The sequence below is a fragment of the Amycolatopsis sp. WAC 01376 genome (genome assembly GCF_003947415.1).
GTDB lineage: Bacteria > Actinomycetota > Actinomycetes > Mycobacteriales > Pseudonocardiaceae > Amycolatopsis.
Map to the genome: position 1 here is coordinate 819,225 of NZ_QHKL01000003.1, position 21,511 is coordinate 840,735.

Consider the following 21,511-nt stretch of genomic DNA (forward strand, 5'->3'; position numbering starts at 1 on the left):
AGGTTCATTCCGTCCTGAAACCATGATGAACGCAGCGAAGACGCTGGGCGCGGGGCTCGTGCTCGCCGCGACGGCGGCCTGCGGCGCGGGCGGCCCCGGAGCACCGGCGAATACGAGCACCCCACCGGTCGTCACCACACCCTCGGATCTGCCCACCTCGCTCCCGGCGAGCCCGCCGGTCGCGAAACCACCGATGTCACGCCCGACCGCCGGCCCGCCGCCCTCGGACAAGATGCTGCCGCCGACCCAGGTCGAGGCCAAGGTTCCCGCGCAGGTCAGCGCGGAGAACGGCGGCTTGAACGTGCATATCGAACTGAGCGGCTGCGACGAGGCGAAGGCGGACCTCGCCGACCAGAACGCGCAACGGGTCGTGGTCAAGGTGAAGATCGACCACGGCGATCCGGGGCAGATGTGCCCGCAGGTCATCCGCTACGCCGTCCTGCCGGTGAAACTCGCCGAGCCGATCGGGCCGCGGACCGTCGTCCTGGAAGCGGGTTGAGATCATGTGCAACCCCAAGGCGGCCTCGTTCCGTCCTAGCCACATGAGGTACTTAACGAATGTCATCGGCCTTGGCCTGATCGTCGTTGCGGTATCCGCTTGCGGGGCGCAGAACCAGGCAGCGGAACCCGCGGCCGGACCCGGCAGCGGCACCCTGAGTACCGTGCCGCCGTCACCGACCGCACCGCCGTCTTCGTCCCCGACGCCCGCGCCGGGGAGCAAGCCGGGAAGTCAGCCCGGTGTTCCGGGTGCGCCTCGTCAGGAGGTCCCCGAAGGCAGCACCAAGCTGCCGGACAAGCAGCTCGACGCGTCGGCGCTGCCCGCGGACTACCCGCGTGAGGTGTACACCAGCAACGGCGGGACCATCCTGAACGTCCGCGGCCAGGAAGGCGGCTGCGGGCACGCGACGGCGGAGGCCGCGCAGCAGGACGGGACCAGGGTCACCGTCAACCTGACCGAACTGAAGGGCCAGACCGGCCAGATGTGCACCATGGACATCCGGCATCCGGTGATCTCGGTGGCGCTTTCGGCGCCGCTGGGGGAGCGGACCGTGGTGCTGAAGCAGATGCGGTAACGGTCGGGCGCGCTCTGACGTGCCCTGAAACGTGCCAGGAATTCCGTGAAGGCCTCCTTGAGGGACTCAGAGTCCCTCAAGGAGGCCTTCACGGAATTCGGCAAGCGGTGAGTGGCCTTCACGCGCGTCCGCTGTGACCGCTGCTGCGGCTGGGGCGAACGTGCCGATCACCGAGTCCGTGAGGGCCTCCTTCCCTACCCTGCAATTCAGGGTCCCGGCAAAGTCGCATAACCGCTGGTGAGGTGAGTAGGTGGCGAGTGACGATTCGGGTTCTGGTGACGGGTGGGGGCTCGTCCCAGTGGCCCGACACAAGGGGTCGTGAGTGGCAATGAGCGTTAGAACGCTCATTGCCACTCACGACCCCCATCGAGAACCGCACATCTAGCCATCAATCAGACATTTCACCGCACGAAAGTGTCCCTTGTGGACGTTCGGGGCTTGACGCATGCCTCGAGTAGCTCACGCCCCTGAACCGAACAGAGGCCCTACGCGCGCCATGAAAGGTCCTTTCCTTGCGAAATTTGCAAGGAAAGGACCTTTCCTCTCACCGGAAGCTGATCTGCAGCACCGGTTCCGACGTGGCCTCGAAGAAGTCGTTGCCCTTGTCGTCGATGACGATGAACGCGGGGAAGTCCTCGACCTCGATCTTCCAGACCGCTTCCATCCCCAGTTCGGCGTACTCGAGGACGTCGACCTTCTTGATGCAGTCCTGCGCGAGCCGCGCGGCCGCGTCGCCCTTCGAGCCGAGGTAGAAACCGCCGTGCTCGTTGCACGCGGCGGTCACCTTCTTGGACCGGTTGCCCTTCGCGAGCATCACCAGCGAGCCGCCCGCGGCCTGGAACTGCTCGACGTAGGAGTCCATGCGGCCCGCGGTGGTCGGCCCGAAGGAACCCGACGCGTAGCCCTCGGGCGTCTTCGCCGGGCCTGCGTAGTACACCGGGTGGTCGCGAAGGTACTGAGGCATCTCTTCGCCCGCGTCGAGCCGCTCGGCGATCTTCGCGTGCGCGATGTCGCGGGCGACGACGAGCGGGCCGGTCAGCGACAGGCGAGTCTTCACCGGCAACTGCGAGAGCTGGGCGCGGATGTCGGCCATCGGACGGTTGAGGTCGACGTTCACGACCTCGTCGGACAGATCGTCCTCGGTGACGTCCGGCAGGAAGCGGGCCGGGTCGCGCTCCAGCTGCTCCAGGAACACGCCGTCCGCGGTGATCTTCGCCTTCGCCTGGCGGTCCGCCGAGCACGAGACGGCGACGCCGACCGGGCACGACGCGCCGTGGCGCGGCAGGCGGATCACGCGGACGTCGTGGCAGAAGTACTTGCCGCCGAACTGCGCGCCGATGCCGAACTGGCGCGTCATCTCCAGCACCTGCTGTTCGAGGTCGACGTCGCGGAAACCGTGGCCCAGCTCAGAACCCTCGGTGGGCAGGTCGTCGAGATAGCGCGCGGAGGCCAGCTTCGCGACCTTCAGGTTGAACTCCGCCGACGTGCCGCCGACGACGATCGCGAGGTGGTACGGCGGGCAGGCCGCGGTGCCGAGGCTGCGCAGCTTCTCGTCGAGGAACTTCGCGAGCCGCTTCGGGTTCAGGACCGCTTTCGTTTCCTGATAGAGGAACGTCTTGTTCGCGCTGCCGCCGCCCTTGGCCATGAACAGGAATTCATAGCTCGGGTCGCCTTGACCGTCTTTGTGATAGAGCTCGATCTGCGCGGGCAAGTTGGTGCCGGTATTGCGCTCATCCCAGAAATTCACCGGCGCCATCTGCGAATAGCGCAGATTCAACTCCTGATAGGCCTCGAAAATGCCTCGCGACAGCGCGCGCTCGTCGTCGGCGCCGGTGAGCACGCCTTCGCCGCGTTTGCCGATCACGATCGCCGTGCCGGTGTCCTGGCACATCGGGAGGACGCCGCCGGCGGAGATCGCCGCGTTGCGCAGCAGGTCCATCGCGACGAACCGGTCGTTGCCGCTGGCCTCGGGGTCATCGACGATCGCGCGCAGCTGCGCCAGATGCGACGAGCGCAGCAGGTGCTGGATGTCGGTGATCGCGGTCTTGGCGAGTTTGGTCAGCGCCTCGGGCTCGACCTGGAGAAACTTCCGGCCCGCGGCCTCGACGACCTCGACACCTTCGGTGCCGAGCAGCCGGTACTCGGTGTGGGTGTCCTTCGCGAGCGGAAGGACTTCAGTGTGCTGGAACGTGGTGGGCGCCACTGCGCGGGCTCCTTTGCCGGCATCGGGAACCCGCCCACGGTACTAGGCGGGTCCCGAGTGACCGGCGTCACGTCCAGGGTGAAGGCAAGGGGAATGCAATTCGCATCCCGCAATTTGTCGCCGGGCCCCACAAATTAGTTCGGGAGGCCGGGCCCACCCCGACGGACCCGACCTCCCGGGGAAAGCGATCCGGGCGCGAACACCCGGCCGCGAAGACTTATTACCTGCTCGACGGTCTCGTGACGCAGGTCATAAGTCAACGCTGCCGAACGGGTGTTGCTTTTCCGCGCCGCGAAAGACCCAATGAGGAACTACGAAGCGTAGGCGCGCAGGCGATCGGCCCGCTCACCCTGACGCAGCTTCGACATGACCTCACGCTCGATCTGGCGAACGCGTTCACGGGAAAGCCCGAAGAACTTGCCGATCTGGTCGAGCGTGCGCGGCTGGCCATCGTCGAGGCCGTAGCGCAGGCGGATCACCTGGGACTCGCGGTCGTCCAGCGTCGCGAGCACGCGGCGAAGGTCGTCCTGGAGCAGGCCGGAGATCACGGCGCTCTCGGCGTCGGTCGCCTCGGAGTCCTCGATGAAGTCACCGAGCGGGGCGTCCTCCTCGGTGCCGACCGGCATGTCGAGGCTCACCGGGTCACGCGAGTGGTCGAGCAGGTCGGAGATCTTGTGCGCCGGGATACCCGACTCGGCGGCCAGTTCCTCGTGGGTGGCGTCCCGGCCGAGCTGCTGGTGCAGGTCACGCTTGATGCGGGCCAGCTTGTTCACCTGTTCCACCAGGTGGACCGGCAGCCGGATGGTGCGTCCCTGGTCGGCCATTCCCCTGGTGATGGCCTGGCGGATCCACCAGGTGGCGTAGGTCGAGAACTTGAACCCCTTGGAGTAGTCGAACTTCTCCACCGCGCGGATCAGACCCAGGTTCCCCTCCTGGATCAGGTCGAGCAGCGGCATCCCCCGGCCGGTGTAGCGCTTCGCGAGCGAGACCACGAGACGGAGGTTGGCCTCCAGCAGGTGGTTCTTCGCGACGTGGCCGTCACGCACGAGGGCGGACATCTCCGAACGCCGCTTCGGCGTGAGGCTCTCGGCCGTGTCCAGCATGTGCTGGGCGAACACGCCCGCTTCGATGCGCTTGGCCAGCTCGACCTCGTCGGCGGCGGACAGCAGCGCCGTCTTGCCGATTCCGTTGAGGTACACGCGAACGAGGTCCGCGGCCGGGCTCTGCGCGTCGAGGTCTGCTGCTGCATCGGTGAACGCCCCCGCGATCACCGGCTCCTCGGTGGACTGCGCCGGGATACGGCGCTCGCGAATCCCGCGCGCTTCGCGTTCGAGAGTCTGGACTGACATTCTGCCTCCCCGGTCACGGGCTGAACGTGCGGTGTGTCCGCCGGATCCGCCTCGGCCTAGCAAGCCCTGTGGAAAGCCCGCTACTCCTCGCCGGCCCAGCTTGGCTGGACACTTTGCTCAACGCCGGGAGGTCCCGAAACGTTCCCGGCCGCTACAGAGGAGACGGGCGGCTGACCTGGGGCGTTGCTCCACCAACCCTGAGCTTTTCCTGAGAATGCCCGTGCGGGGGAGAAACAAACGTGGTCTAGACCTCTACGAGGAGGGTGAACGGACCGTCGTTCACGCTCCGGACCGCCATCATGGCCCCGAACCGGCCGGTTTCGACCCGGGCGCCGCGTTCGCGCAGGGCGTCGACGACGGCCGTCACGAGCGGTTCCGCGACCTCGGGCCGGGCGGCCGCCGTCCAGGAAGGACGGCGGCCTTTGCGGGTGTCGCCGTAGAGAGTGAACTGGCTTACGACGAGCAGGGGAGCGCCGGTGGTGGCGCAGGATCCCTCTTCGCGAAGTATGCGAGCTTCGTGCAGTTTGCGTGCCATCGTGGCGGCCTTCGTCACGTCGTCGTCGACGTGGATTCCCAGCAGCACCAGCAAACCTGGTTCGTCGATGGCGCCGGTCACCTCGTCGCCGACGGTCACGCTCGCTTCCGTGACCCTCGCCACCACCGCCCGCATCAGGCGGCGGGGAGGAGCATGCCGTGCCGGACCAGTTCACGGACGACGGGAAGCGCGGCTTCGGCCAGTTCCTCCGGTTCGAGTCCCTGAGCGGCCGCCAGCAGCACGATCAGGTCTTCCAGCGGCAGCGCGCCCTGGCAGCCGGCGAGCAGCCTCGTCGCCAGTTCGTCGACTTCGTGCGACCAGCCGGGGCCGTCGGTGCGGTGCAGCCGCTGGACGGTCGTGGCCCAGCCCTCCTCGCCCGGCTCGGCGACACTCTCCAGAAGCACGCTTTCCGGAACGCGGAATCGGACATCGAGGAGCGAATCGCCGTTGGCGCGCAGCCATTCCACCCGATCCAGCCAGTTCGCCGCCTCCGCGCCCAGCGGGTCGTCGTAGGCCTGACGCAGGTCCTCGCACACGATCGTCGGTGTCGCGCCGTCCGCCCGGCGAAGGGTGACGAAGCCGAAACCGATGCCCTGGACGTCGTTCTCGGCGAACCAGTCGAGCCAGGCGCCGGATTTCGCACGGCCTTCGGGCGACCGGGGATCGATTCCCGCGTCCCGCAGCCACGTGCCGACGTACAGCCCCGGATCCGCGATGTCCCGCTGGACGAACCACGCGTCGGTCTCGGCGGGAAGCCAGCGGGTCACCCGATCGCCCCAGTCCTCGCCCTTCACGTGCAGCCACGAAGCCAGGAGCTGGCCGGTGCCGCCGTCGTTGAGGAACCCGGGCAGCTGCCGCACCACGAGCGCGCTGGCGTCGTCACCGGCGAGACCGGAGTCGCGGTAGGTGTAGTCGACGCGTGGCGGGCCGACCACGAACGGCGGATTGCAGACGATCTGGTCGAACCGGCGCCGCGCGACCGGCGCGAACCATTCGCCGCGCACGAGTTCGACGTCCAGTTCGTTGAGCCGGAAGGTGGCCGCGGCGAGCGCCAGCGCGCGGGCCGAGACGTCGGTCGCGGTGACCTTCTTCGCGTGACGGGTGGCGTGCAGCGCCTGGACGCCGTTGCCCGTGCCGACGTCGAGCAGGCTGCCGACCTCGCGGCGGCTGGTGGCCCGGATCAGGCTGAGGGACGCGTGCCCGACGCCGAGCACGTGGTCCTCGGGCACGGCCTGGCCGAGGACGTCCGCGTCCAGATCCGAAACGACCCACCAGGAGCCTTCATCGTCGCCATGCGGGCGTACGTCGAGCCCGGCCCGGTAGCCGTCCGCGGCGGGTATGAGCAGCGTCGCGGCGACCGCGTCATCGAGGGAGAGTGGCGCGAAAGCGGCCTCGACGTCCTTCTCCGGCTCAGTCGAACCCAGCAGGAACAGCCGGATCAGCGTGCCGAGTTCACCCGCGTCGCGGGTCGCGCGGTAGGCGAGTTCCGGTTCGCCGCGGCCGAGGGCGGCGTGCGCGGAGCCGAGGGCGCCGACCACGCCGTCGGTGTCGTACCCCGTCCGGCGGAGGGCGTCCCGCAGCCTCGCGCAGACGTCGTCGGACAGGTCGGGGAGGGCCGCTCGTGTGCTCACGGTGGGTAATTGTGACGGATCGGGTGCGACGGGGCATCTGCTCACGATGAGTAATACTGCCAGGATGAGGTCGTGAGCCTCGAACGTGTCCTGGCACCGCTGCAGGCGGCGCTGCCCGGATTGGAAGACCTGTACATCGACCTCCACCGGCATCCGGAGCTGTCGTTCGCCGAAACCCGCACCGCCGCCGAACTGGCGCGGCGCCTGGAGGCCGACGGTTACGAGGTGCACACCGGCATCGGGCGCACCGGCGTCCTGGGGGTGCTGCGCAACGGCCCCGGCCCGAAGGTGATGCTGCGCGCCGACATCGACGCCCTGCCGGTCGAGGAGAAGACCGGCTTGCCGTACGCGAGCACCGCGCGCGGTGTCGACGCCGACGGCCGCGAAGTCCCGGTGATGCACGCCTGCGGTCACGACATGCACGCCACCTGGCTCTCCGGGGCCGCCTCGCTGCTGGCGTCCGGGCGCGAACACTGGTCCGGCACGCTGATGGTCGTGTTCCAGCCGGGGGAGGAGGCCGGGGACGGCGCCGCCGGCATGGTCCGCGACGGGGTCTTCGGGCCCGCCGGCAAACCCGACGTCGTGCTCGGCCAGCACGTGGTGCCCGGTCCGGCGGGCTGGGTGCTGACCAGGCCGGGCGTGATCATGGCGGCCACGGACGCGCTCCGCATCACGTTGCACGGCCGGGGCGGGCACGGTTCGCGACCGGAGACCACGGTGGATCCCGCCGTGCTGGCCGCGTCCGTGGTGCTGAAGCTGCAAACCATCGTTTCGCGGGAGATCTCGGCGACCGAGTCGGCGGTGGTGACCGTCGGCTCGCTGCACGTCGGCACCGCGCACAACATCATCGCCGACCACGCCGTCCTCGAGGTCAACATCCGGTCGTTCGACCAGGCCGTGCGGGAGAAGGTCGTCGCGGCGGTCGAACGGATCGTCCAGGGCGAGGCGGCCACCGCGGGCGCGCCGAAAGCGCCGGAGATCGAGCGGATCGGCGCGTTCCCGGTCACCGAGAACGACGACGCGGCCACCGAGGGACTCACCGCCGCCTTCCGCGACCACTTCGGCGAGGGCCGGGTGATGCCCGCGCCGCTGGTCACCGGCAGTGAGGACTTCAGCGAGTTCGGCCGCGCCGCCGGGGTACCGTCGGTGTTCTGGCTGGTCGGCGGCCTGGACGAGGAGAAGGTGATCGCCGCGATGACCGCCGGCCGCTTCGAACAGGACATCCCGTCGAACCACTCGCCGCTCTTCGCGCCGATCCCGCACCCGACGCTTTCGGCCGGCGTCGAGACGCTCGTGGTCGCCGCTCTGCATCGGCTCACCCACCCGGGTGTCGGATGAGCCCGGCGAGTGGGAGCATGGAAACCGGAGGTGGTGCTGTGAACGCGCCCGCCCACGGTCCCGAACCGAGGGAACCCGCTCCGGTGCTGATCACCGAAGCCGCCCCGTCCTACGAAGACCAGCTCGCCAAGCGGAAGCGGAAGTACATCATCATGATGTCGTTCCGCATCCCCTGCCTGATCCTCGCCGGGATCTTCTACGAGACCTGGTGGCTCGCGCTGGCCCTCATCGCGATCTCGATCCCGCTGCCGTGGATCGCCGTCCTCGTGGCGAACGACCGGCCGCCGCGCAAGAGCGAGAAGGTCAACCGGTACGAGGCCGAACCGACGCGGATCGAGAGCGGCGGTCATCGGGTCATCGACGGCGGCTGACTCGGTTCGCGCGTGCTATGAACGGTCCGTTACTTGCAAATTTTGCAAGTAACGGACCGTTCATAGCGTTTGACGGGCGGCTACGGCTGCGGCCCGACCTTCGCCACCGCCCGCGCACCCAGCCGCGTCCCCGCCCGAAGGACCTCCACGGTCGACTCGCCGCGAAGCCACGCCGCCAGCACACCGGCGTCGAAGGCGTCCCCGGCGCCGGTCGAGTCGACGCAGTCGGCGGGCTGCGCGGGCACCGAGGTGATGACGCCGCTCGCGTCCACCCAGCTGGCGCCGTCGAGACCGGCGGTGACCACGACCTCGCCGACGTAGTCCAGCAGTTCCTTCGCCGCCTCGGGATCACTCGACCCGGTCAGCGCGACCAGTTCGCTGGTGTTCGGCATCAGCAGGTCGACGCCGCGCACGTCGTCGAGGAAGGCCGCCGGGTCGGTGATCAGCGTCGCCGCCTGCGGGTCGACCGACGTCGTCAGCCCGGCCTTCTTCGCCGCCGCCAGCGAGGCGAGCGCCGCGGGCCGTGAAGACGGGTACAGCAGGACGTAGCCCGAGAGGTGCAGGTGGCTCGCGCCGCTGAGCGCCGCCTCCGTGATGTCGGAAGGGCTGAACCGCGCGTTCGCGCCGCGGTCGGCGAGCATGCTCCGTTCACCGGCGCCGTCGACGAGCACCACGACGCAGAACGTCGGTTCTTCGGGATCGACGGCGAACTCGCAGCGGACACCGGCCGCTTCCAGTTCGCCCTTCACCATGCGGCCGCCGGAATCGTCGCCGATCCGCGCGATCAGCGTGGTTTCCGCGTCCTCGGCCCGCAGCCACAGCGCGGTGTTCGCGCCCGCGCCGCCGCTGGTGAAGTGGACCTTCGCGCGGATGTCGCCGCCGTGCGGGATCGGGCCTTCGTGCCGCGCGACGACGTCGAGGCCGACGTCGCCGACGACGACGATGCCGCTCATGCCGCGGTCCCGGCGAGTGCGACGGCCACCTCGGTGGCCAGTTCCGCGTTGGAGAGCACCAGTGCCTCGTTCGCGTCGAGGCTCACCCCGTCGCTCGCGGTGTGGAAGTGCTCCAGCAGTACCGGCGTGACGTCCTTGCCGTGCACGCCTCGCGACTTCAGCAGCTCCAGCCCTTCGGCGAGCAGCCGGTCGTGCAGCTCTTTGTCCATTTCGGACGCTTCGGGGATCGGATTCGCCAGCAGTACACCGGAATTCGCGTGCGCGCGATGGGCGGCGATGACCGAGGCGGCCTGCGCGGCGTCGTCGACCCGCCACGGCACCTCGTAGCCGGAGGAGCGGAGGTAGAACGCGGGGAACTCGCCGGTGCGGTAACCCAGCACCGGTACGGAGTTGGTCTCCAGCACTTCGAGTGTCGCGGCGATGTCGAGCACCGACTTCACCCCGGAGCAGACGACCGTGGTCGGCACCTTCGCGAGCACGCCCAGATCCGCCGAGACGTCCCAGCTCTGCGCCGCGCCCTGATGCACGCCGCCGAGCCCGCCGGTGGCGAACATGCCGATCCCGGCCGCGGCGGCCAGCGCCGCGGTGCTCGCGACCGTCGTCGCCCCGGACCGGCCGAGGCCGACGGCCGGGCCGATGTCGCGCAGCGAGAGCTTGTCCAGGTCCGCGCCGGGCGCGCAGACGCGTTCCAGCTGCTCACCCGAGAGACCGATCAGGGGGACGCCGTCGAGGACGGCGATGGTCGCGGGGACGGCGCCGCCGTCGCGCACGACCTTCTCCAGCCGCCGGGCGACGTCGAGGTTGCGGCCGGGCGGGAGGCCGTGGGAGAGGATGGTGCTCTCCAATGCGACGACGGGATCACCGGCGGCGAGGGCGGAGGCGACCTCTTCGTGAAGGGACAGTTGCGGAGTCACGAACGAACATCATCGGTGATGTGGGTCCGCGTCACGCCATCGGGTCAGTTCGTTCGCGAGGTTCTCTCGCGCCTTGCTCTCCCAGCGTGCCCGCGCGATGTCGCTGCGGTACAGCCGCGGCCGGGCCAGCAGGTTCTCCAGCACGGCCGAGCGGCCCGTCCGCCACTCCTCGTCGGAGTAGATCGAATACTCCGCCCGGACACCGTTCGCGTACTCCTCGTAGCGCTCCGGCGTGGCGCCGAGGATCGCGAGGTCGGCGTCGAGCAGCGCCGTGGCGAGGAGGTCGTCGTCCGGGGCGGAGTGGTGGATCGTGCCGAGGACGAGTTCCCCGGCGCGCTCGACGTCGGCCCGGGGGACGCCGGCGTTGGTGAGCTCGGCACGGGTCCAGGCCGCGCTCGCCCGTTCGTCCTCGCCGGGGCGGGCGTCGTAGACGACGTCGTGCGTCCAGGCGGCGATGGCGACGAGCGCTCGCTCGCGGGAACCCAGGCCGAAGGCGACGGCGAGGTCCCCGCTGTCCCGGGCGACGGCCTTGACGTGCCGGAGATCGTGGTAGTGGCGATGCGGCTCGGCGTAGCGGGTTTCGAGGTCGTTCCACGCGACGGCGGCGATCAGGTGATCGCCGCCGAGCCTGGTGACGGCGGTGGCCCAGATCATGCCGGGAACACCCAGCGAGTCGGGGATCCCGAGAAGTCCTTTTCCAGCATGCCGAACACCTTCCGTGGCCGGACCCGGATCGACGCGTTCGATGCGGGGTCGAGCATGTCCATTCCGTATGTGGTCTTGTATTTACCGTGTTGCGCGCCTTGGCCGAGCGCAGCGAAGACGAGAACCACAGCGCGTCACCCGGCATGTACGGCCTGGTCGCCGACGGTTCCGTCATCGCGCCTCCACCTCAGTCGAAGATCCCGCGTGCTTTGGCCACCTCGTGGAGCCAGCCCTCGAGCTGCGGCTCCCACTTGACCCGCTCCAGCGCGGCGTGGTCGACCTTGAACAGGCCGAGGAACTCCTGGCCGCGTCCGCCGAACCCGCCGCTTTTGGACACCCGGACCCGTTTGGTCACCTCCAGCACGACCTGCGTCTCCGAGGGCGAGGACAGGAAGGTCACCGCCACGGAGGTGAAGACGGGCGCGAACCGCGGTGAAGGGGTGAAGCGGATCTCCTGGAAGAACGGGAGCTGCTGGATCGCGCCGTTGATCCGGCCGCGTTCCAGCACGGCCTCGCGGAAGACGAAGCCGATCCGGCTGAAGGCGTCCAAGATCCGTTTCTGCGCGGGCAGCGGCTCGATCGCGGCGCCGTCGACGTCGACCGGGTCGGTGACGGAGTTCGCGATGTCGAGGCTGGTCTGGAGGCCGACGGCCATCCCGTTCAGCGGTTTGCCGAAGATGCTGGAGATCGGCGTCTCCCAGGGCAGGGCCACTTCGAACGGGAGGCGGATCTGCTGACCGGGCGCGACCCGCTCGTTGCCAGCCAGCTGCTGGACGCCGAACTCGAGGTCCTCGACGCCGGGGCGGCGTTCGTCCGGCAGCGTGACCCTGGCGAGCAGCTTCACCGAGAGACCGTTGATCTCTTGATCGACTTCGCCGCCGAGCAGCAGGACCTCGCCGCGCAACGGGCGGCCGGGGGAGACCGTGCGGTCGAGCAGCTGGGCGTCGATCTTCGCCCCACCGGAACCGAACGTCGCGAGCACCTTCTGGAACATGGGCGAGATCCTGCCAGGTCGCCGGTGTGCGCAGGAGGATTTGGGGCATTATGGAGGGGTGAGTACACAGACCCTTCCGAAGCCGGATACCCGTCCCGAGGGCACCGACAGCACCGACGACGACGCGCCGAAGATGTTCCACTACGTGCGCAAGAACAAGATCGCCGAAAGCGCGGTCATGGGCACGCACGTGGTGGCGCTGTGCGGCGAGGTCTTCCCGGTGACGAAGTCGGCGAAGCCCGGTTCGCCGGTCTGCCCGGACTGCAAGAAGATCTACGACGGTCTCAAGCCGGGCGACTGACACCTGAGGAGTCCGGTGTCCGAAACCGGACAAAATCTGAAAATCCTTCACATGGCGGCTGCCCGTCCCGGTTTTCGCTGGTAATTCATTACCGCCAGCGAAACCCCGCCGGGACGGAGCCTTCATGCGTAGAACCGGGATCGTGCTCGCCATCGCCGCGTTGGTCGCGGTGTTCTCACCCGCCGCCGCCCAAGCCGTCACCGGCTGGACCACGGTCGGCTCGGACAACGCCCGCCCGCTCGACGAAGGCCAGGGCCTGGCCACCATCGAACGGCCGTCCGGGACCATCTATCGCTACACCGGGATCGCGACGGTTCCGGTGAACCTGTCGTCGCAGGGCTGGAACCACGTCGGCGATCCGGGCTCCGCGCAGGGCTGGTACGTCGAGCCGTACCAGCGTGACGACAGGGGCGCGAAGCTCTTCCGCGTCGAGTCGCCCAACGGGACGTGGGCGAACTACACGCACACGCTGGAGTCGTGGGAAGCGAACAACAACTCGTTCGCCGCCGTGACCCCCGACGCCCGCTGGCTGGTGGCCGGCGAGTGGGGCACGATGGACCGGCTCCTCGTGCACCCGATGCCCGGCGTCGCGCATACGAATCCGTCGGCGAACCTGCCGTACGCGTCCGCGATCCGGCTCGACAAGCCGGTGCGGGACATCCAGGGCTGCGACTTCGTCACCGCGACCCGGCTGCTGTGCGCGTCCGACGATCCCGAGGGCTCGCTCTTCGGGACCACGAAGCCGCTGCTGCAGGTGGATCTTTCCGGCGCGCTGTCCGGTTCCGACGTGACCGGGCGGGTGACCTCGCTGGGGCAGCTGCCCCTGAAGAGCACCTGCAGCGGGAATTTCGAAACCGAGGGCATCGACGTCGCCGCCGACGGGACCCTCCGGGTCGTCATGCTTTCGCCTTCGTGGTGCGTGGCGTTCGACAGCAAGACCTGGCGGTTCCGAAAGTCGTAACTCACGTGATCAGACGCGTAACTCGCGTGATTGGAGGCGTACCTGGTCCAATCACGCGAGTTACGGCTTCAATCACGCGAGTTACGGCTTCCGTCACGCCCGGGTCTACGAAGCCGGCTCGGGGGTCAGCGTCTCGGTGGCCGGGGCCGAAGACCGCCGGGCGTCCTTCTTCGCGCGGCGCTTCTCTTTCCGGGTTTCGACCATCGTGTAGAGCGTCGGCACCAGGATCAGCGTCAGCAGGGTCGAGCTGACCAGGCCACCGATGACCACGATCGCCAGCGGCTGGCCGATGAACCCGCCCTGGCCGGTCAGCCCGAGCGCCATCGGGACCAGTGCGAAGATGGTCGCCGCCGCGGTCATCAGGATGGGCCGCAGCCGTCGCCTGCCGCCTTCGACGACGGCGTCGGCGACGCTCATCCCCGAAGCCCGGTACTGGTTGATCAGGTCGATCAGCACGATCGCGTTGGTCACCACGATGCCGACGAGCATCAGCATCCCGATCAGCGCGGGCAGGCCCAGCGCGGTCCCGGTGGCGAGCAGCAGCCCGATCGCGCCGGTCGCCGCGAACGGGATCGACACCAGCAGGATCAGCGGCTGGAGCAGGCTGCGGAACGTCGCCACCATGATCAGGTACACGATCGCGACCGCGGCCAGCAGCGCGAGGAACAGGTTCCCGAAGGCCTCCTGCTGGTCCTCGCTGACGCCGCCGAGCTTGTACGCCGCGCCGCCGGTGAAGTCCAGCCCGTCCAACTTGGCCTGGATGGCCTTCGTGGTGGCGGCCAGGTCCGCGCCGGTGTTCTTGGCGGTGACCGTGGTGCTCAGCTCGCCGGACGTGCGGTGCACCGCCGCCGGTCCGTCCACTGTGGACACGTTGGCGACCGAGTCGAGCCGGACGACGCCGGTCGCGCTCGGGATCGGCAGCGCCTTGACGGCGTCGACCGACACCGGGGCCGTGCCCGCGCGCAGCACGATGTCCGTCCGCTGACCGTCCACCGGCAACTGGGTCACCGTGCGGCCGGCGATGGCCTGGTTCGCGACCTGGCCGATCGTGGTCGCCGAAAGCCCGCTCGCGGCGGCCTTGGCGGCGTCGACCTCGACCTGCACCCGCGGCGAACCCTGCGCGAGGTCACTGGTCACCTCGGTCAGATCCGGCACTCCGGACAGGGCCTGGCGGACCTGCTCGGCGGCCGGCTTCAGCGCCGCCTCGTCCGGTGCGGTGACGGTGATCGAGACCTGGTCCGAGTTGAACCCGCCCGCTTCCGCGCCGATCTTGACCTCGCCGAGTTCCGGCTTGTCGAGCTTGCCCCGCAACCGCTCCGAGAGCGCGTCGAGGTCGGTGTCCTTGGCGACGGTGACCTGGATGTCGGTCGCCGTCCCGCCGCCACCGAAGAAGCCGCCCCCGCCGATGCTCACCTGGTAGGTCTCGACGGCGGGTTCGGCGGCGAGCGCCTGCTCCACCGCGCCTGCTGCCTTCTCCTTGGCCTCGGAACTGGTGCCGGGCGGCAGCTTCTGCGAAAGGCTCAGCGTCGTCGAGCCGGACTGGTCGAGGAAGTTGGTGTTCAGCTGCGACGCCAGCCCGACCGTGCCACCGAAGATGATCAGCGCCAGCAGCACCACGGTGACGCGGCGCCGGGTGGCGAACCGGATCACCGGGACGTAACCGCGCTGCAGCAGCCCGCGGCGTTCCTTGTCCTCGGCGGCTTGACGCGTGAGCTCGGCTTCGTGCTCGTTCGCCGGGGTCTTCGGCGGTTTGAGGAACCAGTACGCCAGCACCGGCACGATCGTCAGCGAGACTAGCAGCGACGCGAGCAGCGCCACGGTGACCGTGATCGCGAACGGCGAGAACAGTTCGCCGACGAACCCGCCCACGAAGGCGATCGGCAGGAACACCGCGACCGTGGTGAGGGTGGACGAGGTCACCGCCCCCGCCACCTCGCGCACGCCGTCGAGCACCGCGCGCTCTTTTTCCTCGCCGTACGCCAGATGTCGTTTGATGTTCTCCAGCACCACGATCGAGTCGTCGACCACCCGCCCGATGGCGATGGTGAGCGCGCCGAGGGTGAGCAGGTTCAGCGACAGATCGCCGGTCCACAGCGCCAGCAGCGCCACGACCACCGATAGCGGGATCGACACCGCCGTCACGAGCGTGGACCGCAGCGACAGCAGGAACAGCAGGATCACCAAGACCGCGAACGCCAGCCCCAGCAGGCCTTCGGTGGTCAGTCCGCTGATCGCGTCCTTGACCGGGGTGCCCTGGTCGAAGACGACGCTCATCTCGGCGCCGATCTTCTTCGACAGCTCGGGCAGCTTGTCCCGCACCGATTCCGAGATCGCGACCGCGTTCCCGTTCTCCACCATGGTGATCGAGAGGCCGAGGCTCGGCTTGCCGTTGGTGCGGGTGATCGACGTCGGCGGCGCGAATCCGGCCTGAACGTCGGCGACGTCGCCGAGCTTGACCGCAACCGGCTTGGCGGCCTGCGCACCGGGGCGCGCTGCCGGCGTCAGGTAGAGGTTCTTGATCGTGTCCACTGTGGTCGGTCCGCCGCCGACCTGGACGGTGAGCGTCTTGTCGCCTTCGGTCAGCGTCCCGGCCGGGACGGCGGCACCGGCGGTCTGCAGCGTGGTGGCGATCGACGACGGGTCGACACCCGCGGCGGCCAGCTTCGCGTAGTCCAGCGCGATGGTGACCCGCGGCTGCCGGGCGCCGGTCACGTCGACCTCGCGGACGCCGTCGATCTTGCGCAGTTCCGGCGCGACCTCCCCGGTCAGCGCGGGCGCGAGCGCCTGCGGGTCACCGGTGGTCCCGGCGGCGAGCAGCACGACCGGGAGATCGTCGGTGGACCCGGCCGACACCGACGGCTCGCTGTTCTGTGGCAGCCGTGCCTTGAGCCCGTCGACGACCCGCTGGATCTGCCCGACGGCCGCGTCGATGTCCGTGCCGAACTCGAACTGCGCGGTGATCCGCGACAGCCCCTCCGACGACGTCGAGCTCAGCTCTTCGAGCCCCTTCAAGCCCTGCAGGCCGCCTTCGAGCGGCTCGGTGACCTGGCGGTCGACCGCGTCCGGCGACGCGCCCGCGTACGGCGTGATGACCTGCGCCTGCGGAAACTGCAGTGACGGGAACAGCTGCTGCTTCAGCTGCGGCAGGGCGAAGGCGCCGAAGCCGATCACCACCAGGGCGAGCAGCCCGATGAGACTTCGGTTGCGCAGGCTCAGCCTGGCCAGCGTGGACATGGCGGGATCCCCCAGGAATAGCTCGGACGGGCGGGTTACCGCGAGCTTTTCATGGCAGGGGGTGGACTGGATTCACACCACGGGTGGAACCGGAGTACGACTTCGGGAGGAGGTTTTACCCCGGCAGGACTCAACTTCGCCGTTCTGTCACCTGATCGGCTTCGCTCTGCGTTTCTTCGTTCACGGATTGTTCCGGTTCGCTCTCGTCGTTCTGGCGGGGACGGCGGAGCGGGACGGTCGTCCGTTCCCACAGTTTGCGGCCTTCTTCGGCGCGGATCCGTTCGCTGGCGCGTTCCATTTCCAGCCGCCGCCATTTCCGGCGCTGGCGTTTCGTCGCCTTGGCGGGCCACAGTTCCTGGATCGCGCTGTTGAAGTACGCGCCGAAGACGACCGCGAGCCCGATGAAGAACATCAGCAACAGGAACGCGATCGGCGCGGCGAGCGCGCCGTAGGTGTAGCCGGTCTTGGTGATCCAGTTCAGGTAGATCCGCAGGCCGACACTGGAGAGCAGGAACACGATCATGGCGAGCATCGCGCCCGGCAGGCCGCGATGCCACGGCAGCCGTCGCGGAAGCGCGAGCTTGTAGAGCGTGGTGAGCGCCAGCACGATCATGCCGCCGAGGACCGGGTAGTACAGCGTGCCGACCCAGTAGGACACCGTGTCGCGCCAGTCGGTGGGGAAGAACTGGGGGAGCAGGTCCGGCCCGATCGCCAGCAGCGGCAGCCCGACCACCAGGATGACCAGCCCGGCCAGGTACAGCAGGAGCGCGAAGATCCGCTGCCAGACGTCGTTGCGGACGCCGTACTGGTCGTGCGCCACGGTGATCGCGTCGACGAACGAGGACATCGCCGACGAACCAGCCCAGAGCGAGATCAGGAAACCGACCGAGACGATCTCGCCCTTGCCGACGAACAGGATGCTGTTGACCGTCGGCTCGATGATGTCGTGGACGGCGTTGTCGCTGAAGATCGTCTTGCTGAAAGTGATGATCCGGTCGTGGACGGCGGTCACGACCTCCTGGCCGAACCAGTCGCCGACGAAGCCGAGGCAACCGAGGAGACCCAGCAGCAGCGGCGGCAGTGACAGCGTCTGCCAGAACGCGGCTTCGGCGGCCTCGGAGAAGATGTTGCCGTCCCACGCCTTGCTGAGCGTGCGGCTGAGCAGGCGCAACGGACCCCTGCGGCCCTTCGCGACCTCGGCGGCCGCATCCGGACGGCCGTTCTCCTCGCTCATGCAGCTCCTCCGCCGGCGCCGAGCGCCCTTGACGGTGTCCAGCATGGTCCATGCTGCGGCATTCGGCTCGTCACCCCTGGGTTTTCGGGTGAGTAACCCGACAACGGGGGTGGCGCTTCCGGCGTTCCATGGGCGCGGCAGGTAGTCTCTTCGGAGTGCCCTCACCTCAGGCGCCGGCGTCGCCGCCGGATACCCAAGTGGGGGTTTTCGCTTGTGACAGGGCGGATGATCAGGTGTTTTCGGGTGTGGGAGGAGGGGACCGGCATGGCGGAAACGGTTGAACGCGATCGGGGCGAGCTGGGCGCGCCTCCCGCGGCGAAGGACAGCACCGCCCGGCCGTTGCGTGCCTGGCAGCGGCGAGCGCTGACGAAGTACCTGACGAAGAAACCGAAGGACTTCCTGGCCGTCGCGACGCCGGGCGCGGGGAAGACGGTGTTCGGTCTCCGGATCGCGGCCGAGCTGCTGAGCGACCGGACCGTCGAGAAGATCACCATCGTCGCGCCGACCGAGCACCTCAAGCACCAGTGGGCGGCCTCGGCCGCGGCCGCCGGGATCGCGATCGACTCGAACTTCCGCAACGGCACCGGCGTCACCTCGCGGGACTACCAAGGTGTCGCGGTGACCTACGCGCAGGTCGCGGCGCATCCGACGCTGCACCGCGTGCGCACCGAAAACCGCAAGACACTCGTCATCCTCGACGAGATCCACCACGGCGGTGACGCGAAGTCCTGGGGCGACGCGGTCCGCGAGGCGTTCACGCCCGCCGTCCGCCGTCTCGCGCTGACCGGGACACCGTTCCGCAGCGACGACTCGCAGATCCCGTTCGTCACCTACGAGCCCGACGGCTCGGGTTTCCAGCGCAGCAAGGCGGACCATTCCTACGGCTACGCCGACGCGCTCGCCGACGGCGTCGTCCGGCCGGTCGTCTTCCTGGCCTACTCCGGTGAGGCCTCCTGGCGCACGAGCGCGGGGGAGGAGTTCACCGCGCGGCTCGGCGAGCCGCTGACGGCCGAGCAGAACGCACGGGCCTGGCGCACGGCGCTCGACCCGGCCGGCGAGTGGATCCCGTCGGTGCTGCAGGCCGCGGACACGCGTCTCGCGCAGCTTCGCGCCAACGGCATCCCGGACGCGGGCGGTCTGGTGATCGCCACCGACCAGGAATCGGCGCGCGCCTACGCCAAGATCCTGGAGCGCCTCTCCGGCCAGACCCCGACGGTCGTCCTCTCCGACGACCCCAAGGCGTCCGGGCGGATCAAGGAGTTCTCCGACTCGACCGACCGCTGGCTGGTCGCGGTCCGCATGGTCTCCGAGGGCGTCGACGTCCCGCGTCTCGCCGTCGGCGTCTACGCCACCAGCGCGTCGACCCCGCTGTTCTTCGCGCAGGCCATCGGCCGGTACGTGCGTTCGCGCAAACCCGGCGAGACGGCTTCGGTCTTCCTGCCGAGTGTGCCGGTGCTGCTGGAACTGGCCAGCGAGCTGGAAGCCCAGCGCGACCACGTCCTCGGCAAGCCGCACCGCGAGAAGGAAGGCTGGGAGGACGAACTCCTGGCCCAGGCCAACCGCACCGAGGACGAGCCGGGCGAGGAGGAGAAGGCGTTCACCTCGCTGGGCGCCTCCGCCGAGCTCGACCAGGTCATCTACGACGGCAACTCCTTCGGCACCGCGGTGTTCTCCGGTTCCGACGAGGAGCAGGAGTACCTCGGCCTGCCGGGGCTGCTGGAGCCGGACCAGGTCCGCGCCCTGCTGCGGAAGCGGCAGGAGGAGCAGCTCTCCGACGAGAAGCGGCGCAAGCCCAAGGCCGAGGAAGCCGCCCCGGTCGCGCGGCCGCAGTCGGTCAGCGAGCGGCTCGGCAGCCTCCGCAAGGAGCTGAACGCGCTGGTGGGCGTGCACCACCACCGGACCAAGAAGCCGCACGGCGCGATCCACAACGAACTGCGCCGCGTCTGCGGCGGACCGCCGACCGCGATGGCTTCGGTCGAACAGCTCGAAGAGCGGATCGTCACCCTCCGTTCCTGGTGACCACTCCCCGCCCCGTGCAATGAAGGGGCCTTTCATAGCAAAATTTGCTATGAAAGGCCCCTTCATTGCACGAGATGGGGAGCGGCGTCGTGAGTGTCCGAGGCACTGACTACCTGTTCGGACGACACGCGTGATCGGACGGACGACACACGTGCTCAGGAGGACGACTCACGTGTGTGGACGGACGCCAGGCGTGTCGTCCACTCAGTCACGCGAGGCGTCCGTTGGATCACGCGTGTCGTCCACCCAAGCACGCGTGATCGCCGGCTCGGTCCTGCGAACGCCCCGGTCAGCGCGTCACCGCCGCTACCGCCGTGACGGTGAGTGAGTGGTGGCGGTCACACCGTCAGCGAACGGAGACTTCATACGGCTTGCTACGGCCACGTTGCCAAACCGTGTCCATTTGATGCGGCTTAATCGATTCAGCCGTCTTCCCCGGGACACATTCGGCGGCATATGTTGTCGCCCACAACATATGCGCGATGGTGCGACCGGTCCTCCTGGATCGCCGCCCGCGAGCAAGATCGGAGAAGGAACGAGGATGCGCAGCAGAACCCTTACCCTCCTCGCCGCGACGGTGGGCGCCGGCCTGGTGCTTTCCGCCTGCGGCGCCAACAGCGCCGACTCGGGCAGCGGCAACTCCTCGCAGTCCGCGCCCGCCCCCGGCGGTGCCGCCGCCGGCGGCAAGGTCGGCGTCATCCTGCCGGAGACCGCCACCTCCGCGCGCTGGGAGTCCTTCGACAAGCCGTTCCTGACCAAGGCGCTCAAGGACGCGGGCTTCGACGCCGACGTCCAGAACGCCCAGGGTGACGTCCAGAAGTTCACCACGCTGGCCGACGGCATGATCGCGCAGAACGTCAAGGTCCTGATCATCGCCGCCATCAACGGCGAGGTCGGCTCGGCGGTCGCCCGCAAGGCGCAGGCCGCGGGTATCCCGACGATCGACTACGACCGCCTGAACCTCGGCGGCAGCTCCGACTACTACGTCTCGTTCGACAACGAGAAGGTCGGCCAGCTGCAGGGCCAGGGGCTCGCCGACGCGCTGAAGGACAAGAAGGGCGCCGAGGTCGTCATGATCGAGGGTGCCCCGACCGACAACAACGCGACGCTGTTCGCCAACGGCCAGAAGTCCGTGCTGCAGCCGAAGTTCGCCAGCGGCGACCTGAAGCTCGTGCGGGAACAGGCCATCGACAACTGGGACAACCAGAAGGGCGGCCAGACCTTCGAGCAGATCCTGACCGACAACAAGGGCAGGGTCGACGGCGTCGTCGCCGCGAACGACGGTCTCGCCGGCGCGGTCATCACCGTGCTGAAGAAGAACGGCCTCAACGGCAAGGTCCCGGTCACCGGCCAGGACGCCACCGCGGACGGCCTCATGGCGATCCTGCGCGGCGACCAGTACATGACCGTGTTCAAGCCGATCAAGGAAGAGGCCGAAGCCGCGGCGAAGCTCGCCGTGCTGCTGGCCAAGGGCGACAAGGCGGGCGCCGACGCGCTGGCCACCGGCAAGGCGAAGGACCCGAAGGGCAACCGCGAGGTCAAGTCCGTGCTCCTCGAGCCGAAGATGACCACCAAGGAAGGTGTCAAGGAGGTCGTGACGCAGGGCTACGTCAAGGCGGCCGAGATCTGCGGAGGCGACCTGGCCGCGGCGTGCACGCAGCTCGGTATCTCCTGACCCGTTAAATCCAGACAACCG

The 21,511-nt window shown here is 68.8% G+C and carries 18 protein-coding genes; 8 read left to right on the plus strand and 10 right to left on the minus strand.

What is annotated here, in order from left to right:
- Positions 1–22 precede the first annotated feature (22 nt).
- Both DMH03_RS20670 and DMH03_RS20675 read left to right on the plus strand, forming a co-directional pair.
- Positions 23–499, plus strand: coding sequence for a hypothetical protein (locus DMH03_RS20670; protein WP_125793620.1), 477 nt, complete (start codon positions 23–25; stop codon positions 497–499).
- Between the two features lie 163 nt (positions 500–662).
- A complete protein-coding gene (locus tag DMH03_RS20675) occupies positions 663–1,073 on the plus strand; it encodes a hypothetical protein (RefSeq protein WP_125793621.1) in 411 nt (136 codons plus the stop codon).
- A gap of 544 nt (positions 1,074–1,617) precedes the next feature.
- Here the strand turns inward: DMH03_RS20675 and DMH03_RS20680 are convergent.
- The 4 genes from DMH03_RS20680 to DMH03_RS20695 form a co-directional block, all read right to left on the minus strand.
- Positions 1,618–3,276, minus strand: a complete 1,659-nt coding sequence (locus tag DMH03_RS20680; protein WP_125793622.1) for a fumarate hydratase — start codon at positions 3,274–3,276, stop codon at positions 1,618–1,620.
- Positions 3,277–3,587: 311 nt separating this feature from the next.
- Positions 3,588–4,625 (minus strand): sigma-70 family RNA polymerase sigma factor, encoded by a 1,038-nt coding sequence (locus DMH03_RS20685; RefSeq protein WP_125793623.1) that lies wholly within the window; start codon positions 4,623–4,625, stop codon positions 3,588–3,590.
- A 244-nt stretch (positions 4,626–4,869) separates the two neighbouring features.
- Positions 4,870–5,295 (minus strand): D-aminoacyl-tRNA deacylase, encoded by a 426-nt coding sequence (dtd, locus tag DMH03_RS20690; protein ID WP_125793624.1) that lies wholly within the window; start codon positions 5,293–5,295, stop codon positions 4,870–4,872.
- Entirely contained in the window at positions 5,295–6,791 is a 1,497-nt protein-coding gene (locus DMH03_RS20695; RefSeq protein WP_125793625.1) for a methyltransferase, read from the minus strand. Before DMH03_RS20695 ends, dtd begins: the two co-directional genes overlap by 1 nt.
- Before the next feature lie 72 nt (positions 6,792–6,863).
- On the opposite strand from DMH03_RS20695, the gene DMH03_RS20700 reads away from it, so the two are divergent.
- Entirely contained in the window at positions 6,864–8,129 is a 1,266-nt protein-coding gene (locus DMH03_RS20700) for an amidohydrolase (protein WP_125793626.1), read from the plus strand.
- Between the two features lie 17 nt (positions 8,130–8,146).
- Positions 8,147–8,500 carry a DUF3099 domain-containing protein gene (locus DMH03_RS20705; protein ID WP_125793627.1) on the plus strand — a complete coding sequence of 118 codons (354 nt, stop codon included), beginning with the start codon at positions 8,147–8,149 and terminating at the stop codon, positions 8,498–8,500.
- A gap of 80 nt (positions 8,501–8,580) precedes the next feature.
- Here DMH03_RS20705 and DMH03_RS20710 read toward each other — a convergent pair whose 3' ends face one another.
- From DMH03_RS20710 to DMH03_RS20725, 4 genes are all read right to left on the minus strand, one after another.
- Entirely contained in the window at positions 8,581–9,453 is an 873-nt protein-coding gene (locus DMH03_RS20710; protein ID WP_125793628.1) for a carbohydrate kinase family protein, read from the minus strand.
- A complete protein-coding gene (locus DMH03_RS20715; RefSeq protein WP_125793629.1) occupies positions 9,450–10,367 on the minus strand; it encodes a pseudouridine-5'-phosphate glycosidase in 918 nt (305 codons plus the stop codon). Before DMH03_RS20715 ends, DMH03_RS20710 begins: the two co-directional genes overlap by 4 nt.
- Before the next feature lie 9 nt (positions 10,368–10,376).
- Positions 10,377–11,021, minus strand: a complete 645-nt coding sequence (locus DMH03_RS20720; protein WP_125793630.1) for a hypothetical protein — start codon at positions 11,019–11,021, stop codon at positions 10,377–10,379.
- 238 nt (positions 11,022–11,259) lie between these two features.
- The gene (locus DMH03_RS20725; RefSeq protein ID WP_125793631.1) at positions 11,260–12,066 is read right to left on the minus strand and encodes a sporulation protein; all 807 of its coding nucleotides are present in this window, start codon (positions 12,064–12,066) and stop codon (positions 11,260–11,262) included.
- Positions 12,067–12,124: 58 nt separating this feature from the next.
- On the opposite strand from DMH03_RS20725, the gene DMH03_RS20730 reads away from it, so the two are divergent.
- Complete coding sequence (locus DMH03_RS20730) at positions 12,125–12,367, plus strand: DUF3039 domain-containing protein (RefSeq protein ID WP_199746296.1); 243 nt, start codon at positions 12,125–12,127, stop codon at positions 12,365–12,367.
- A gap of 124 nt (positions 12,368–12,491) precedes the next feature.
- The gene (locus tag DMH03_RS20735) at positions 12,492–13,328 is read left to right on the plus strand and encodes a hypothetical protein (RefSeq protein ID WP_125793632.1); all 837 of its coding nucleotides are present in this window, start codon (positions 12,492–12,494) and stop codon (positions 13,326–13,328) included.
- Between the two features lie 105 nt (positions 13,329–13,433).
- Here DMH03_RS20735 and DMH03_RS20740 read toward each other — a convergent pair whose 3' ends face one another.
- Together DMH03_RS20740 and DMH03_RS20745 are read right to left on the minus strand one after the other, a co-directional pair.
- Positions 13,434–16,562, minus strand: coding sequence for an efflux RND transporter permease subunit (locus DMH03_RS20740; protein ID WP_125793633.1), 3,129 nt, complete (start codon positions 16,560–16,562; stop codon positions 13,434–13,436).
- A gap of 130 nt (positions 16,563–16,692) precedes the next feature.
- Entirely contained in the window at positions 16,693–17,796 is a 1,104-nt protein-coding gene (locus DMH03_RS20745; protein ID WP_125793634.1) for a YihY/virulence factor BrkB family protein, read from the minus strand.
- 264 nt (positions 17,797–18,060) lie between these two features.
- Here DMH03_RS20745 and DMH03_RS20750 point away from each other — a divergent pair, with 264 nt between their 5' ends.
- The gene (locus DMH03_RS20750) at positions 18,061–19,815 is read left to right on the plus strand and encodes a DEAD/DEAH box helicase (RefSeq protein WP_125793635.1); all 1,755 of its coding nucleotides are present in this window, start codon (positions 18,061–18,063) and stop codon (positions 19,813–19,815) included.
- A 541-nt stretch (positions 19,816–20,356) separates the two neighbouring features.
- Positions 20,357–21,490 (plus strand): sugar ABC transporter substrate-binding protein, encoded by a 1,134-nt coding sequence (locus tag DMH03_RS20755; protein WP_125793636.1) that lies wholly within the window; start codon positions 20,357–20,359, stop codon positions 21,488–21,490.
- The last annotated feature ends 21 nt before the right edge of the window (positions 21,491–21,511 follow it).

Bases quoted from the DNA above. Each gene is read 5' to 3' on its own strand.
- DMH03_RS20755 (WP_125793636.1), top strand. From the start codon at position 20,357: ATGCGCAGCAGAACCCTTACCCTCCTCGCCGCGACGGTGGGCGCCGGC.
- DMH03_RS20720 (WP_125793630.1), bottom strand. From the start codon at position 11,021: ATGATCTGGGCCACCGCCGTCACCAGGCTCGGCGGCGATCACCTGATC.
- DMH03_RS20735 (WP_125793632.1), top strand. From the start codon at position 12,492: ATGCGTAGAACCGGGATCGTGCTCGCCATCGCCGCGTTGGTCGCGGTG.
- DMH03_RS20705 (WP_125793627.1), top strand. From the start codon at position 8,147: ATGGAAACCGGAGGTGGTGCTGTGAACGCGCCCGCCCACGGTCCCGAA.
- DMH03_RS20750 (WP_125793635.1), top strand. From the start codon at position 18,061: ATGGCGGAAACGGTTGAACGCGATCGGGGCGAGCTGGGCGCGCCTCCC.
- DMH03_RS20740 (WP_125793633.1), bottom strand. From the start codon at position 16,562: ATGTCCACGCTGGCCAGGCTGAGCCTGCGCAACCGAAGTCTCATCGGG.
- dtd (WP_125793624.1), bottom strand. From the start codon at position 5,295: ATGCGGGCGGTGGTGGCGAGGGTCACGGAAGCGAGCGTGACCGTCGGC.
- DMH03_RS20670 (WP_125793620.1), top strand. From the start codon at position 23: ATGATGAACGCAGCGAAGACGCTGGGCGCGGGGCTCGTGCTCGCCGCG.
- DMH03_RS20745 (WP_125793634.1), bottom strand. From the start codon at position 17,796: ATGAGCGAGGAGAACGGCCGTCCGGATGCGGCCGCCGAGGTCGCGAAG.
- DMH03_RS20725 (WP_125793631.1), bottom strand. From the start codon at position 12,066: ATGTTCCAGAAGGTGCTCGCGACGTTCGGTTCCGGTGGGGCGAAGATC.
- DMH03_RS20685 (WP_125793623.1), bottom strand. From the start codon at position 4,625: ATGTCAGTCCAGACTCTCGAACGCGAAGCGCGCGGGATTCGCGAGCGC.
- DMH03_RS20710 (WP_125793628.1), bottom strand. From the start codon at position 9,453: ATGAGCGGCATCGTCGTCGTCGGCGACGTCGGCCTCGACGTCGTCGCG.